The organism is Rhodanobacter sp. T12-5 (assembly GCF_008329435.1).
Lineage (GTDB): Bacteria > Pseudomonadota > Gammaproteobacteria > Xanthomonadales > Rhodanobacteraceae > Rhodanobacter.
The window spans coordinates 836,353-849,642 of sequence record NZ_NPKN01000001.1 but is presented as its reverse complement, the minus strand read 5'-3'; the positions used below and the strand labels follow the sequence as shown (position 1 = coordinate 849,642).

The following is a 13,290-nucleotide window of genomic DNA, read 5'->3' as shown; positions in this document are numbered from 1 at the left end:
AGCGCCACCGTTTCGGCGCAAGGCTTGTCAACGTTAGCGGCACAAGAGCCGATCACTTGAGGTTGCGGCCGGTTCGCGCGAGGCGGACAGGCCAGCACGGCCGCCGCCGCGGCCAGGATTTCCGGCGTGATGTGGCGGGCAGGCGCTGCGGCGAGCGACCCCATGCGCAGCGCCCGGCTCATTCGCCGTCCAGATTCAACGAGGCCAGCGCTTCGCGCATGCGCGGGCTGTTGGCGATCGCGGTGAGCTTGGCCACGTAGGCCGGATCGGTCGCATAACCGCCCCGCACCAGTCCACGCGCGAAGCCTGCAATGTTCTCGCCCTGGTCCAGCGCCTGCGCGTAACGCGGGCTGTCGGCAATCAGGCGCGCATAGTCGGCAAACGAATCGGACGGCGAATCGTAGGCGCGGAACTGGTCGCGCTTGCGCACGGCCACGCCATTTTCGTATTCCAGCGTGGGCACGCTGACCTTGTCGCCGCCCCAACCGCCGCCGGCCTTGATGCCGAACAGGTTGTTGCTGCTGCTGCCGTCGCCATGACTGGGCAGGTGCTTGCCCCAGCCGGTTTCCAGCGCGGCCTGGGCCAGCAGCGCGCGCACCGACACGCCCAGTTTTTTTGCCGCGGCCTCGGCATGCGGCGCGAGCGCCTGCACGAATTTCACCGGGTCGCCGCCCGGCAGCAGGTTCGATGCCGCACCGGCCACGTCCATTGCGCCCTGTGCCAACCGGTCCAGTGCATCGCGCCAGGATGAACCAGCATCAGCGGTCGACGGCATCGCACCGATGCCGTCGCTTCCATCGTCGGCACCGGATGCATCCTTGTCGGAACCCAGTTGCAGCAATGCCCTCACATTGGCATTGATCACGCTGGCGGCCGGCGGCGCGAGCGCCTGGCTGCCGTCGCCGGGCTTCGTGGCGGCATCGGCCGCCGCCATCTTGCCGCCAAGCTGGCGCACCAGCATTTTTGCGATGCCGATGCCGTTGTGGCCGTTGGCCAGGCTCAACGACAACTGCTGGTCGAACAGGTCGCGATACGAATTGACCTGCTCGCTGCCGGCGATGTCGCTGCCCATGCTGGCGTTGGCGTCGCGCATGGACTTGAGCATCATCTTGGTGAAGATCGCCTCGAACTGTTTGGCTACCGCCGGCAACGCGCTCTTGCCGCCATCGCTGCGCGCCTGTGCCTTGAGCTGCTGGAAGCCGGACAGTTCGGTCCAGGTATCGAGTGCCGGGGATGTGCCGTTGAGGGGCGTCATGATTTTGTCACCTGATCAGATCACGACGAGATCTGCATGAAGCGCGCCAGCCTGCTTCAGCGCCTGCAGTATCGAGATCAGGTCGCTCGGCGTGGCGCCGACCTGATTGACCGCCCGCACGATCGTGTCCAGGCTGACGCCGGGACCGAACTTGAACATGTGCGCACCGTCTTCGCTGACCTGTACGTTGCTGCTCGGCACGATCGCGGTCTGGCCCTGGCTGAACGGCGCCGGCTGGCTGACCAGCGGCTGCTCGCCGATGGTGACCTGGATCGCGCCGTGCGCGACTGCCGCTGCGCTGACCCGCACGTCCGAGCCGATCACCACCGTGCCGGTGCGCGAGTTCACCACGATCCGCGCCGGCGCATCGCCTGGCTGCACGTCCAGGCTCTGGATCGCGCCCAGCCAGGCCACTTTCTGCGACGGATCCTGCGGACCGCGCACGGAGACCGAACCGCCATCCAGCGGTTGCGCGGTACCCGCACCATAGGCCTGGTTGATCGCGGTGGCGATGCGTGCTGCCGTGGTGAAATCGGCGGTGTTGAGGTTGAGCGTGAGGTTGTTGCTGGTGGCGAACGACGAGGCCACGGTGCGTTCCACCGACGCACCGTTGGGGATACGCCCGCTGGCGGAAATATTGACCTGCACGCTGGAGCCGCTCTTGCCCTGCGCGCTGATGCCGCCGACCACCACGCTCCCCTGCGCCACCGCGTAGACGTTGCCGTCGGCGCCGCGCAGCGGCGTCATCAGCAGCTGGCCACCGCGGATGCTCTTGGCGTTGCCGATCGAGGCGACCGTGACGTCGATGGCCTGCCCGGGCTTGGCGAACGCCGGCAGCTCCGCCGTCACCATCACCGCCGCCGCGTTCTTGAGCTGCGGCCGCGCGTTCGCCGGCACGGTGATGCCGAACTGCTGCAGCATGTTCTCCAGGCTCTGCGTGGTGAACGGCGCCTGCGTGGTCTGGTCGCCCGAGCCGTCCAGGCCGACCACCAAACCGTAGCCAATCAGCTGATTGCTGCGTACGCCGGCGACCTGCACCAGGTCGCGGATCTTGTCGGCGTGCGCCGCAGTCGGAGCCATCGACAAGGCCAGCACGCAGCACAGCAGGGTCGCCCCGAATGCATTCCAGCGAGAGATCAGTGCGCGGACAGCCGCACGGCGGTGCCCGGCGTGGGCAAGCACGTCAGCCGGATCGGCCTCGTGCGCCAGTGCCGAAACGCGCACCGACACATCCGCGCCACGGCCGTGCTCGCCGTGATTCATGGCGAGGCACTGCCGTGGCGATTTGCCGCGATGCGTTTTCATCAGAACGGCATCCATTTGGAATTGAAGAAGCGCGACAGCCAGCCACGCGTGTTGGAGTCGGCCAGCGTGCCGCGGCCGGTGTAGGCGATGCGTGCGTCGGCGACGCGGGTGGACGGCACCACGTTGTCCTGGCCGATGTCCTGCGGGCGCACGATGCCGGAGATGCGTACCAGCTCCTGGCCCTGGTTGATGGTCAGCCACTTCTCGCCGCGCACCAGCAGGTTGCCGTTGGACAGGCGCTGCGCCACGGTGACGGTGATCTGCCCGGTGAGCTGGTTGCTCTGCGTGCTGGAGCCGGCGCCGTCGAAACTGCGCTCGCCATCCAGTCCGATATTGGCCACCTTGCCGCCGATCGAAAGTCCCTGCCCGAGAATCGTCGGCGAGGCAATGTTGGCCTTGTCGGTCTTGCTGGTGCTGGTGGTCGCCTTTTTGCTGGCCTGGGTGCTTTCCACCAGCGCCACGGTGAGGATGTCGCCCACGCGGTGTGCGCGCGAATCGGTGAACAGTTCCATGTTCTGCTGATCATGGTAGATCGAGCCGTCGGAAGCGGCGGACGCCACCGGCGGCTGTTCCAGCGGCGCCGTCGGCGCCCACTGCGCGTCGTCGCGCGCACGTGGCGAACTGGCGCAACCGGCCAGCAGGGCGAACGTGCCCAACGCGAGGGTAAAGCGGCAAAGATGGGACATCACGGCATCACTCAGGTCTTGTTGGTGAGGAACTGCAGCATCGAGTCGGCAGCGGACACCGCCTTGGAGTTCATCTCGTAGGTGCGCTGGGTCTCGATCATGTCGACCATCTGCTCGACCACGTTGACGTTGGAGCTTTCCAGCGCGCCCTGCGACAGCGTGCCCAGGCCGTTCAGGCCGGGCTGGCCGATCTGCGGCGAACCGCTGGAGGCGGTCTCCAGATAAAGGTTGTCGCCGTTGGGCTGCAGGCCGGCGGGGTTGATGAAATCGGCCAGCTGCACGGTGCCGATCTGCTGCGTCGCGGCCTGGCCCGGCAGGCTCACGCTGATGGTGCCGTCGCTGCCGATGGTGATGCTCTGGGCATTGGCCGGAACGCTGACCGCCGGGTCCACCGCGTAACCGTTGGCGGTGACGATCTGGCCGTTCTGGTCCAGGTGCAGTGAACCGTCGCGGGTGTAGGCGATGGTGCCGTCGGGCATCGTCACCTGCAGGAAGCCGCGTCCCTGCACGGCCACGTCGAGCGAATTTCCCGTTTGCTCGATGTTGCCCTGGGTGAACAGCTTCTCGCTGCCGACCACGCGCACGCCGGTGCCGAGCATCAGGCCGGCCGGGGCCTGGGTCTGCTCGGTGGTCTGGCCGCCGGGCTGGCGCAGGTTCTGGTAGACCAGGTCCTGGAACGCGGCGCGCGCACTCTTGTAGCCGGTGGTGTTGGCGTTGGCGAGGTTGTTCGAGATCACGTCCATGCGCGTCTGCTGCGCATCGAGGCCGGTCTTGGCTACCCACAGGGATGAGAACATGTCGATTGACTCCGTTTGGACGTCTGGATGTCTGTATGTGAATTCGCGCGGATCAGCTCATCTGCAGCAGACGCGACGCGGACTGCGCGTTCTCGTCGGCACTGTGGATGGCGCGGATCTGCAGCTCGTACTGGCGCGACAACTGGATCATCTGCACCAGCGTCTGTGACGGGTTGACGTTGCTGGACTCAAGCACGCCGGATTTCAGGGTGACCGCCGGGTCGGCATCGGCGGTGCCGCCACCGTTCAGGTGCATCAGCCCGTCGGTGCCCAGCGAAAGCTGGTCCACCGCCGGGTTGACCAGCTTGATGCGGCCAATCGCGGCAATGGTTTCCGGCGACTGCCCCATCGGCACCACCGAGATGGTGCCGTCGGCGCCGATGGTCATCTGCGTGCTCTGCGGCACGCTGATCGGGCCGCCATCACCCAGCACGAGGTTGCCACGGGAGTCGGTGAGCAGCCCGTCCGGGGTCATCCGCAACTCGCCGGCACGCGTATAGCCTTCGCTGCCGTCGGCACCCTGCACCGCGATCCAGCCCTGCCCCTGCACCGCCACGTCCAGCTCGCGGCCGGTGTCGATCTGGCCGCCATCGCGCATGTCCACGCCCAGCGACTGCGCCACGCTGTTGATCCGCGTGGCCATGCCCGGCCCCTGCACCGGCAGCGGCTTGAACGCCGACAGCTGTGCCTTGAAGCCGACCGTGTCGGCGTTGGCCAGGTTGTGCGCCACCTCCGACTGCTCGCGCATCATCTGGGTGGCGCCGGTCATGGCTACGTACAGTGAACGATCCATGGGGAAGATCCTCAGGAAGTGAGTGGAGAGAAGTGGGAAAAGAGAGAAGGCAGCTTTCTCTCACTACTCACTCCTGATCGCTCACTCCTCGTCAATTGCGGATATTGATGATGGTCTGGGTCAGCTGGTTGTCGGTGGAGATCACCTGCGCGTTCGCCTGGTAGTTGCGCTGGGCCTTGATCATGTTGACCAGCTGCGCGGTCAGGTCGGCGGTGTTGGATGCCTCCAGCGCACCGGCCTGCACGCTGCCGAAGGTGCCGTTGCCGGCCGCGCCCATCACCGGCGTGCCGGAGTCGAACGACGCCGACCAATTGGTGTTGTCGAGTTGGCGCAGGCCCTGTTCGTTGGAGAACTGAGCCATCGCCAGTTGTCCGAGCGAGGTGGTCTGGCCGTTGGAATACTTGGCCTGCACCACGCCCTCGCGCGACACGTCGATGCTGGACAGGATGCCGGTCGGATAGCCATCCGGATTGATCGCACTGGCTGCATAGGCATTGCCGAACTGGGTCGCCTTGCCCATGTCCAGGGTGAGCTGCATCGGGTCGGCACCAGGGCTTACCGATACGGCCGGAAAACTGAGCTTGCCGTTCGCCGGCGCGACCAGGGCGCCGCTGCTGTTGAAGGTCAACTGCTGCGACGGACCGGTCGAAACGCCATCGACATACAGGTGAGCGTTCCACACGTTGGCGGCCGGATCCTTGACGAAGTACACGACGCCGTTGTGGGCCGCGCCGAGCGAGTCGTAGGCGGTGAACGGGGTGGACTGGTTGAAGCTGGTCGGGTCGTTGAGCGGGTCGAACGCGGTGGCCGGCGGCGTGGCATCGGACGGCAGGTTCAGCGCCATCTGCACGTTGCTGGTGGCCTTGGCTGCATTCTGCGAAGTCACCAGTTGCAGGTCGGTCATCGTGCTGGTGTCGAAGGTGCCGCTGGTGGTGGGCGGAAACACCTGCAGGCGCTGGCCGTTGGCGTTCGTCACGAATCCATTGGGGTCCTTCTGGAACGCACCGGCACGGGTATAGGAATAGCCCTTGCTGTCGTGCAGGGTGAAAAAGCCGCCGCCGCTGATGGCGAAATCCAGGCTGTTCCCGGTGGTTTCCACGCTGCCTGCGGTGAACTGCTGGGCCACGTTGGTCAGGCGCACGCCACTGCCGATCTGGGTGGCGCTGAGGTTCGGCCCGGCGGCGCTGAACAGCTCGGCGAATTGCGCGCGCGAGCCCTTGAAGCCGGTGGTGCCGGTGTTGGCAATGTTGTTGGCGGTGACTTCAAGGTCGGCGGATGCCGCGTTGAGGCCGCTAAGTGCGATGTTGAAAGCCATCTGAGTGATTCCTGTGTGTTGGAGCCCGCCGGGCCCGTCAATTGATCTGCGCGACCTGACTCAGCAGGACCCCACCAAAACCATCCACGTCCAGATACGCACCATCACTGCCGGTCATGCCGACGCCGGTGACCTTGCCGCTCACATAGGTGGCGACGGCGGCATTGCCCGCCTGCGCGGTGATCTTGTAGGAGCCCTTCGCCAGCGCCTTGCCGCTGTCACCGATGCCGTCCCAGTGGAACGGAACCAGGCCGGCCGCGGGCGTGCCGAGACTCATGGTGCGCAGCACGTTGCCGTCCGCATCGGTGATCTGCACGAATACCTGGCCGCCGCCATCCGGCACATTCACCGCGCCGTCCATGCCGCCGTCCTGCAGCGTGCCCGCGGCGGAGGGCACCACCACGTTGCGCCCGACCATGCTGCTGGCCTGCAGCATCTGGTTGCCCTGCAAGGACGCACTCAGGCTGTCGAACGAGGTCTGCAGCGCCTGCGTGGCCGAGACCTGGCTGATCTGCGCCAGCTGACTGACCATCTGCGAGGAATCCATCGGCTTGGTCGGATCCTGGTTGCGCATCTGCTGCACCAGCAGGCTCAGGAAGTCGGCCTGGCCGAGAGTTTGTCCACTGGCGGCGCTGGCCGCCTTGCCGGCGGTGTTGGCACCGACGTTGGGTACATTCATGTCGCTCATGCCGCGGGCCTCATCTGTTCACGGTTCACTTGCCGAGATCCAGCGTCTTCTGCATCAGCTGGCGCGTCGAGTTCATCACTTCGACGTTGTTCTGATACGAGCGCGAGGCCGAGATCATGTTGACCAGTTCATCGACTGGATTGACGTTGCTGCTGTAGACGTAACCGGAAGCATCGGCGAGCGGGTTGCCCGGCTCGTAGCGGCTGGGAATCGCGGCCTGGCTCTCGGTGACACCGAGCACCTGCACGCCCTCACCGACCGAGTCCTTGCCATCGAACTGGCTCTTGACCGCGGCGAACAGCGGCTCGCGCGAGCGGTACGCCGCTTCGGGCGTGCTGGCCACGCTGTCGGCGTTGGCCAGGTTGCTGGCGACCGTGTTCAGCCGCACCGACTGCGCGGCCATGCCGGAACCGGCGACGTTGAAAATGGAGAAGAGTGACATCAGCCTGATGCTCCGGTGATCGCCGTACGCAACATGCGGATCTGCGCGGTGATGAAGGAAAGGCTGGCCTGGTAGTGCACGCCGTTGGCGGCGAAGGCAGCCTGTTCGGCCTGGGCATCGACGGTGTTGCCGTCCATGCTCGGCTGGGTCGGCACGCGATAGGCGAGTCCCTCGGCGGCCGGTCCTGCGCTGCCGATCTGACCTGCCCCAATCTGACCCGGAGTGGATGCCTGCAACGGCAGGGTGTCCGACGTGCCGCTTGCGGCTGCCAACACCTTGCGGAAGTCGATGTCGCGGGCGAGATAGCCCGGTGTGTCGGCGTTGGCGAGGTTGTTCGCCAGCACCTCGGTACGGCGCTGCCACAGGTCCAGTGCCCGGGTATGTATGCCGAATAGATTGTCAGTGGTCGGGTTCATCGGTTCGCTCCGCGTGCAGTTGCCGCACGGAGCTGGAGGCAAATTGCATGCCACCACGCTGAACCCCTTGCTGTTGCTGGGCTTGCGCCCACTTCGCCGACCCGCCACGAATGCGGCGTCGGCGGAAAGACGGATTGTTGACGCCAGCGGCCGCAGCCGTGGCGGGGCGTCAGTCCGCTGGCGCCTCGGCCGGATCGGGCAGCAGCTCCAGCACCGCCTGCGCGAGCAGGTCCGGCTGGAACTTGGCCACGAAACCGTCGGCCTTGACCTCCTTCACCATCGCCTCGTTGAAGATGCCACTGAGCGAACTGTGCAAGACCACCTTGAGCTGGCGCAGGCTCGGCGCCTCGCGGATCGCACGGGTCAGCGCGTAGCCGTCCAGGCGCGGCATCTCGATGTCGGACACGACCAGCTTGATGCTTTCGGCCGGATCGCCCGCGGCCAGCTCCAGCAGGCGGTCGAGCGCCTCGCGGCCGTCCTTCGCCACGATGCATTCAATGTTCATCTGCTTGAACAGGCTGACCAGGCGACGACGGGCGATCAGCGAATCGTCGACCACCATCACGCGCCGCGGGGCCAGCGAGCGCGCACCGGCCACCCGCATCATCCGCACCGACAGCTCGGCCGGCGAGGCGTCGATGCTGGCCAGCACGTGTTCCACGTCGATCACCGCCACCAGTGCCCCGTCGATCCGGGTCACCGCATTGACCCGCGCGCCGAAGCCCAGCGCTCCGGGCGGCGCGATCAGTGTTTCGCCCTCGCACTGCACCATGCGTTGCAGGTCGGCGACCAGGAAGCCCTGCACGGAGCGGCTGAACTCGGTGACCATCAGGTGGGCCGACTCCACGTCACGCAATGGCGCATAGCCGAGCGCGGCCGCCAGGTCGATCACCGGGATGGTCTGGCCGCGGTAGTCGCAACTGCCCGCCAGCAAGTCATGGACGCCGGGCATGCGCTCCATCGGCGGGCGTCGCAATACCTCGCGCACCTTGAACACGTTGATGCCGAACAATTGCTCGTCACCCAGCCGGAACAGCAGCATCGCGACCCGGTTATGACCGGCCAGCCGGGTATGCCGCTCCACCTTTTCCAGCAACGTGCCGCCCATGCGGACTCCTTTGAATGCGTTGACCGCCACGGCGGCTGTACGCGTAACCTATCGGCCGCAACGCCGTGCGCTTGAGCGTTGCCTGCAGCGGGCCGCCCGCGGCGAAGTGGCATGCGACTTGCTTCCTCAAGTTTCGACGACTTTTGACGATGTACTTGCTGCACTCCCGCGCCACACAAGGTGATGCCTGCCCCATGAGTTTGATCTGGAAACCGCACCTGGACGCCCTGGTCGAGGCCGCAGCGGCCGGCAACGACGCGCAGCTCGCGTTGCTGCGGCGCAAGTATCCGCGTGCCGCACGGGCGCTGGCCCCGCTACTCGCCCGCGTCGCCAGCCGGCCGCCGGTTTCCGTGGCGCTGCAGACGGTGGAGCAGCAAAGCCTGGTGCTGGGCGCCGTCCAGCAGCTGTCGCGCGAACAGGCCGCACTGGACAAGGCCACGAGCGAAAGCCGCAGCAGCGTCGATCGTTTGACGGATGGCGGTGCCGGTATCTCGACATCCCTGCAACAGGTCGGCGCCGATCTGGACGTGGCCCGCCACGCGGGCGTCGTCGGCGAAGCCAGCGTCAGCGAGCTCGATGGCCAGCTGCGATTGCTGCGCAGTGCGCTGTCGGCGATGAACCGCAACCAGAGCAAACTGGCCGAACAGGTCGCGCAGATTCGCAAGCTGACCGGCGTGGTGCAGGAAATTGCCCACCAGACCAACCTGGTGGCGCTGAATGCGGCGATCGAAGCCGCCCGTGCCGGCGAGGCGGGCCGCGGTTTTGCGGTGGTCGCCGACGAGGTCAAGCAGCTCGCCGAAAAAACCACGCTCACCACCACCGAAATCGAAGCCGTCACCGGCTCGATCGGCGATTTCTCGTTGCAGCTGGATGGCGACGTGCGCCATGGCCTGCAGCAGCTCGAACGGGCGCAATCGGGCGTCAGCCAGTCCGGCACCACCCTGCGCGAAGGCGGCGAAGCGCTGCGCACGGCCAGCGGGCGCATCCAGAAACTGCAGCAGAACCACGACGTGCAGCACGCGCGCGCGACCGCTGCGCAGGCCGCACTCGGCGCCCTGCAACGCCGCGGCAGCGAGGCCCGCCGTCAATCCGATTCCATGCACCGCGCCGCGCTGCTGGCCCACCGGCTCGGCCTGGACTGGCTGGAGAGCGAGAGCGGCAAGGATCCGGCCAGCCTCAGCCTCACCGTGCGCGAGGGTGCGTTGAACCTGCGCCAGGCGATGGAGCTGGCCTTGCTCGAACCCGGCGCGCTGGATCGGCGCTGGTTCGATACGCATACGATCAATCGCAGCATCGGGCGTCTGACCGCCCTGCACGACGACACTGCCGCCACCGCCAGCCTGAGTGAAGCCGGCGCGCAATTGTGCGAGCACGGCAACCGCTTCGTCTCACTGTTGTGCGACGGCCAGATCGACGAGGCCACCCGGTTGTCGCAACAGCTCGAAGCCGGACGCGAGGCCTTGCTGGGCCAGCTCGGTGCCTTGCTGGCCGAAGCATGAGGCATGGCCTGGCCAGCGCGGTTCTGGGGATCGCCATGCTGTGGCTCGGCTCGCCGCGACCTGCCGGCGCCGCTGCCGTTGCGGCCACGCAATCGCTCGACGAAGTGCGCAGCGCGGCCGAACAGGCCTTGCGCCAGCACTACGCAATGCCGGGCAGCCGGGTCGAAGTCCAGTCCGAAGCACTGGACCTGCGCCTGCACCTGACCCCCTGCCGCGAGCCACTGCAGGCGCTGATCGCCAAAAACGCAGCGACCCGGTCGCGCATGACCGTGCGCATACAGTGTCCGCAAGCCGACGGCTGGACCGTCCGCGTGCCGCTGCAACTGAAGCTGTTCCGCAAGGTGCTGGTGGCCAACCGGCCGCTGCTGCGCGGCGACGGGCTGCGCAGCGCGGATGTGCACGCCGAGGAACGTGACGTCACCCGGCTCGGCTACGGCTACCTGGAGAACCTCGACCAGGTGGGCGGCCGTACCCTGACCCGCGCCGTGGCCAGCGGCAGCGTGTTGAGTCCCGGGGTACTGGGAGGCCGGCGCATGGTGCGCGCCGGTGATCACGTGCAGATGGTGGCCAGACTCGACGGCATCGAAGTGCGCGCGGAAGGCGTGGCCCTGGGCAGCGGCGACAACGGCGCCCGCCTGCGGGTACGCAACGACAGCTCCGGCAAGGTGGTCGACGCGATGGTCAGCGCACCCGGTGTGGTGATCGCGCTGCCATGAATCCGGCGGATTGACGCCAACACCGTTTATTCTTGTCGTCCAGCCCTAAAGTTTCCGCAAAACCGGCCGATCTGTGAGTTACAGGGCCAAAAACCCAGCGAGAACGGACCCATGAATACGACCATTTCCAATAGCGGATTGCCGAAATTCACGCAGGCCACCAACAACCCGGGCAATGGCTCGGCGGCGGCCTCGACGACGTCGACAGCCTCCGGTGCTGCCGCATCCAAGCCCGACGACCAGCTCAAGCTGACCGACTCGGCACTTGCCTTGCAGGAAGCCGCCAAGCCCGGCGACGCCGCCGTCATCGATCAATCGCGCGTCGACCAGATACGCCAGTCGCTGGCCGATGGCAGTTACAAGGTCAACCCCGGCAACATCGCCGATCGCATGATCGCGCTGGACCAGCAATTCGGGGGCGTGGCCAAGGCATGAACCGGCAGCTGCAGAACGAACTGGACAGCGCGCTCAAGGCGGTGCTCGGCGACATGCAGCAAGCCGTCGGTCAACTGGCGCAGGTGCTCGAGGCCGAGCGCACCGCGCTGGGCGAAAACAACAGCGAAGCGCTGGACCAGGCCGGCGCCCGCAAGCAGGCGCTCATGCTGCAGCTTGAACAGCTCGACACCGAGCGGCAGCAACTGGGCCGCGAACATCCTGCCATGGCAGGCACGCTGGAGCCGACCTGGGCCGGCATCGTGCAATCGCTGCGCCGCTGCCAGCAACTCAACCAGCGCAACGGCAACACGGTCAACCAGCGACTGAACCAGGTGCGCCAGGCGCTCGCCATCCTGACCGGGCACTCCGGCGAAAGCGAGTTGTACGGCCGCAGCGGAGAGTTGCACGCCAGCCTGCGTTCGCAGGTGCTGGCTGCGGCTTGACGCTGGATGACAGAGAAGGCGTCACCGACTGCCTCGTGCAGACGGCATTCCCACTGATTGCGAAGCAGCCCTCCGGCAAGCCTTCGCGTTGAACGCGATGACTGATCATGAGCAACCCGACCGCCTCCGCCGCAACCTCTCCGTCGACCTCCGCACAGGGCAGCGGGGGGCCGGTGGCGTCGACGCCATTGCCGGTATTGCGGGTGCCCATGCTCGATCGCGAGCGCCAGTTGTTCGCCTACGAGATCACGTTCCATCGTGAACCGGGCGATGAGCAAAACCTGCTGCAGGCCGTGTTGTCGACCATCACCGATGGCGCCCTGACCCGCCTGGTGCGCGGCAATCGTGCGTTCCTCAACATGCCGGCCGAATTGCTGCCGGAAGATTCCGACGTACTCCTGCATCAACCCCGCCTGGGCGTGGTGCTGCAGCCCCACGTCGCATCCGACCCCGCATTGGTGAAGCGCCTGCAGCAAATGGCGCAGCGCGGTTGCCAGTTCATGCTCGACGCCACCGACGTCGACCCGGAAAGCAGCCTGGCGATCGAATCGCTGCTGCAGATGGTCCAGTTCGTGCGTCTGGATGCCAGCCGGCTGACGCCGGAAGTCCTGAAGGCGCGCGCCGAACATCTGCACGCCCGCGGCATCTGGGTGGTGGCCGGCCAGGTCAATGACCACCCCACCTACGAACGCTGCCTGGAAATGCCGCTGCAGGCGATCCAGGGACGTTACCTGTTGATCCCGCAACCGGTCGCGGTGCCGGTGCTGACCGCCAACCGGCTGAGCATGCTGCGACTGATGCGCGTGCTGCAGGAAAGCAATCCCGGCCCGGTGGAACTGGGCAACATCATTCGCGACGACGCGGTGCTCAGCTACAAGTTGCTCAGCTGCGTCAACTCGGCCTACTTTGCGCTGCCGCGGCAATTGAAGTCGGTGCAGCAGGCGGCGATCTTCTTCGGCGTCACCCGCATGCGCAACTGGATCGACACGATGTCCATGTGCAGCATGGACGATCGCCCGCCGGAGCTTTTGCGCGCCGCGCTGATCCGTGCCCACATGTGCGAGAAGCTGGCCACCGGCATGCCCAACGGCCACACCGAAATGGCGTTCACGGTCGGCCTGTTCTCGCTGCTGGACACCTTGATGTGCGCACCGATGGAATTCCTGCTGACCCACCTGCGACTGGTACCCGAAATCAGCGACGCATTGACCAGTCGCGGCGGCCCGTTCGGCACCTTGCTGAAGCAGATTCTCGCTTGGGAAGCCGGCGAGCTGACCAGCGAGCACGTGCCGCCGCAGCGTATCCAGCGAATGGCCGCGATTTACCTGGAGGCCACTCAGTGGGCCGATCAGGTTTACGCCAACGCCAGCGGCAAACCGACGAACTGAGCGA

General features: G+C 66.4%; 15 protein-coding genes. 5 read left to right on the top strand and 10 right to left on the bottom strand.

Annotated elements, in window-relative coordinates; all coding sequences use genetic code 11:
* Positions 1 to 178: 178 nt before the first annotated feature.
* The 10 genes from flgJ to CIW53_RS03490 all read right to left on the bottom strand — a co-directional run bounded on the left by flgJ (position 179) and on the right by CIW53_RS03490 (position 8,805).
* A complete protein-coding gene (gene flgJ, locus CIW53_RS03535; protein WP_149363299.1) occupies positions 179 to 1,255 on the bottom strand; it encodes a flagellar assembly peptidoglycan hydrolase FlgJ in 1,077 nt (358 codons plus the stop codon).
* Between the two features lie 15 nt (positions 1,256 to 1,270).
* On the bottom strand, positions 1,271 to 2,335 hold the full coding sequence (locus tag CIW53_RS03530) for a flagellar basal body P-ring protein FlgI (protein ID WP_242451763.1): 1,065 nt from the start codon (positions 2,333 to 2,335) through the stop codon (positions 1,271 to 1,273).
* Between the two features lie 224 nt (positions 2,336 to 2,559).
* Positions 2,560 to 3,246 carry a flagellar basal body L-ring protein FlgH gene (gene flgH / locus CIW53_RS03525; protein ID WP_149363298.1) on the bottom strand — a complete coding sequence of 229 codons (687 nt, stop codon included), beginning with the start codon at positions 3,244 to 3,246 and terminating at the stop codon, positions 2,560 to 2,562.
* Between the two features lie 11 nt (positions 3,247 to 3,257).
* Positions 3,258 to 4,043 (bottom strand): flagellar basal-body rod protein FlgG, encoded by a 786-nt coding sequence (gene flgG, locus CIW53_RS03520; protein ID WP_149363297.1) that lies wholly within the window; start codon positions 4,041 to 4,043, stop codon positions 3,258 to 3,260.
* A gap of 52 nt (positions 4,044 to 4,095) precedes the next feature.
* A complete protein-coding gene (gene flgF / locus CIW53_RS03515; protein WP_149363296.1) occupies positions 4,096 to 4,836 on the bottom strand; it encodes a flagellar basal-body rod protein FlgF in 741 nt (246 codons plus the stop codon).
* Positions 4,837 to 4,927: 91 nt separating this feature from the next.
* Positions 4,928 to 6,151: a flagellar hook protein FlgE gene (flgE, locus tag CIW53_RS03510; RefSeq protein WP_149363295.1), complete on the bottom strand. Its 1,224-nt coding sequence runs from the start codon at positions 6,149 to 6,151 to the stop codon at positions 4,928 to 4,930.
* A gap of 37 nt (positions 6,152 to 6,188) precedes the next feature.
* Positions 6,189 to 6,839: a flagellar hook assembly protein FlgD gene (locus CIW53_RS03505; RefSeq protein ID WP_149363294.1), complete on the bottom strand. Its 651-nt coding sequence runs from the start codon at positions 6,837 to 6,839 to the stop codon at positions 6,189 to 6,191.
* Between the two features lie 25 nt (positions 6,840 to 6,864).
* The gene (gene flgC, locus CIW53_RS03500) at positions 6,865 to 7,281 is read right to left on the bottom strand and encodes a flagellar basal body rod protein FlgC (protein WP_149363293.1); all 417 of its coding nucleotides are present in this window, start codon (positions 7,279 to 7,281) and stop codon (positions 6,865 to 6,867) included.
* The gene (gene flgB / locus CIW53_RS03495) at positions 7,281 to 7,697 is read right to left on the bottom strand and encodes a flagellar basal body rod protein FlgB (RefSeq protein WP_149363292.1); all 417 of its coding nucleotides are present in this window, start codon (positions 7,695 to 7,697) and stop codon (positions 7,281 to 7,283) included. The genes flgC and flgB overlap by 1 nt, the downstream gene beginning before the upstream one ends.
* A 169-nt stretch (positions 7,698 to 7,866) precedes the next feature.
* On the bottom strand, positions 7,867 to 8,805 hold the full coding sequence (locus CIW53_RS03490; RefSeq protein ID WP_149363291.1) for a chemotaxis protein: 939 nt from the start codon (positions 8,803 to 8,805) through the stop codon (positions 7,867 to 7,869).
* Positions 8,806 to 8,999: 194 nt separating this feature from the next.
* On the opposite strand from CIW53_RS03490, the gene CIW53_RS03485 reads away from it, so the two are divergent.
* From CIW53_RS03485 to CIW53_RS03465, 5 genes are all read left to right on the top strand, one after another.
* The gene (locus CIW53_RS03485) at positions 9,000 to 10,304 is read left to right on the top strand and encodes a methyl-accepting chemotaxis protein (protein WP_149363290.1); all 1,305 of its coding nucleotides are present in this window, start codon (positions 9,000 to 9,002) and stop codon (positions 10,302 to 10,304) included.
* Positions 10,301 to 11,020, top strand: coding sequence for a flagellar basal body P-ring formation chaperone FlgA (gene flgA, locus CIW53_RS03480; protein WP_149363289.1), 720 nt, complete (start codon positions 10,301 to 10,303; stop codon positions 11,018 to 11,020). Before CIW53_RS03485 ends, flgA begins: the two co-directional genes overlap by 4 nt.
* 111 nt (positions 11,021 to 11,131) lie before the next feature.
* Positions 11,132 to 11,455, top strand: a complete 324-nt coding sequence (gene flgM, locus CIW53_RS03475) for a flagellar biosynthesis anti-sigma factor FlgM (RefSeq protein WP_149363288.1) — start codon at positions 11,132 to 11,134, stop codon at positions 11,453 to 11,455.
* Positions 11,452 to 11,898, top strand: coding sequence for a flagellar protein FlgN (locus tag CIW53_RS03470; protein ID WP_149363287.1), 447 nt, complete (start codon positions 11,452 to 11,454; stop codon positions 11,896 to 11,898). The genes flgM and CIW53_RS03470 overlap by 4 nt, the downstream gene beginning before the upstream one ends.
* 107 nt (positions 11,899 to 12,005) lie before the next feature.
* Positions 12,006 to 13,286: an HDOD domain-containing protein gene (locus tag CIW53_RS03465; protein WP_149363286.1), complete on the top strand. Its 1,281-nt coding sequence runs from the start codon at positions 12,006 to 12,008 to the stop codon at positions 13,284 to 13,286.
* The last annotated feature ends 4 nt before the right edge of the window (positions 13,287 to 13,290 follow it).

Bases quoted from the DNA above. Each gene is read 5' to 3' on its own strand.
- flgF (WP_149363296.1), bottom strand. From the start codon at position 4,836: ATGGATCGTTCACTGTACGTAGCCATGACCGGCGCCACCCAGATGATG.
- CIW53_RS03485 (WP_149363290.1), top strand. From the start codon at position 9,000: ATGAGTTTGATCTGGAAACCGCACCTGGACGCCCTGGTCGAGGCCGCA.
- flgG (WP_149363297.1), bottom strand. From the start codon at position 4,043: ATGTTCTCATCCCTGTGGGTAGCCAAGACCGGCCTCGATGCGCAGCAG.
- flgJ (WP_149363299.1), bottom strand. From the start codon at position 1,255: ATGACGCCCCTCAACGGCACATCCCCGGCACTCGATACCTGGACCGAA.
- flgH (WP_149363298.1), bottom strand. From the start codon at position 3,246: ATGTCCCATCTTTGCCGCTTTACCCTCGCGTTGGGCACGTTCGCCCTG.
- flgM (WP_149363288.1), top strand. From the start codon at position 11,132: ATGAATACGACCATTTCCAATAGCGGATTGCCGAAATTCACGCAGGCC.
- CIW53_RS03505 (WP_149363294.1), bottom strand. From the start codon at position 6,839: ATGAGCGACATGAATGTACCCAACGTCGGTGCCAACACCGCCGGCAAG.
- flgB (WP_149363292.1), bottom strand. From the start codon at position 7,697: ATGAACCCGACCACTGACAATCTATTCGGCATACATACCCGGGCACTG.
- flgE (WP_149363295.1), bottom strand. From the start codon at position 6,151: ATGGCTTTCAACATCGCACTTAGCGGCCTCAACGCGGCATCCGCCGAC.
- CIW53_RS03465 (WP_149363286.1), top strand. From the start codon at position 12,006: ATGAGCAACCCGACCGCCTCCGCCGCAACCTCTCCGTCGACCTCCGCA.
- CIW53_RS03530 (WP_242451763.1), bottom strand. From the start codon at position 2,335: ATGGCTCCGACTGCGGCGCACGCCGACAAGATCCGCGACCTGGTGCAG.
- CIW53_RS03470 (WP_149363287.1), top strand. From the start codon at position 11,452: ATGAACCGGCAGCTGCAGAACGAACTGGACAGCGCGCTCAAGGCGGTG.
- flgC (WP_149363293.1), bottom strand. From the start codon at position 7,281: ATGTCACTCTTCTCCATTTTCAACGTCGCCGGTTCCGGCATGGCCGCG.
- CIW53_RS03490 (WP_149363291.1), bottom strand. From the start codon at position 8,805: ATGGGCGGCACGTTGCTGGAAAAGGTGGAGCGGCATACCCGGCTGGCC.
- flgA (WP_149363289.1), top strand. From the start codon at position 10,301: ATGAGGCATGGCCTGGCCAGCGCGGTTCTGGGGATCGCCATGCTGTGG.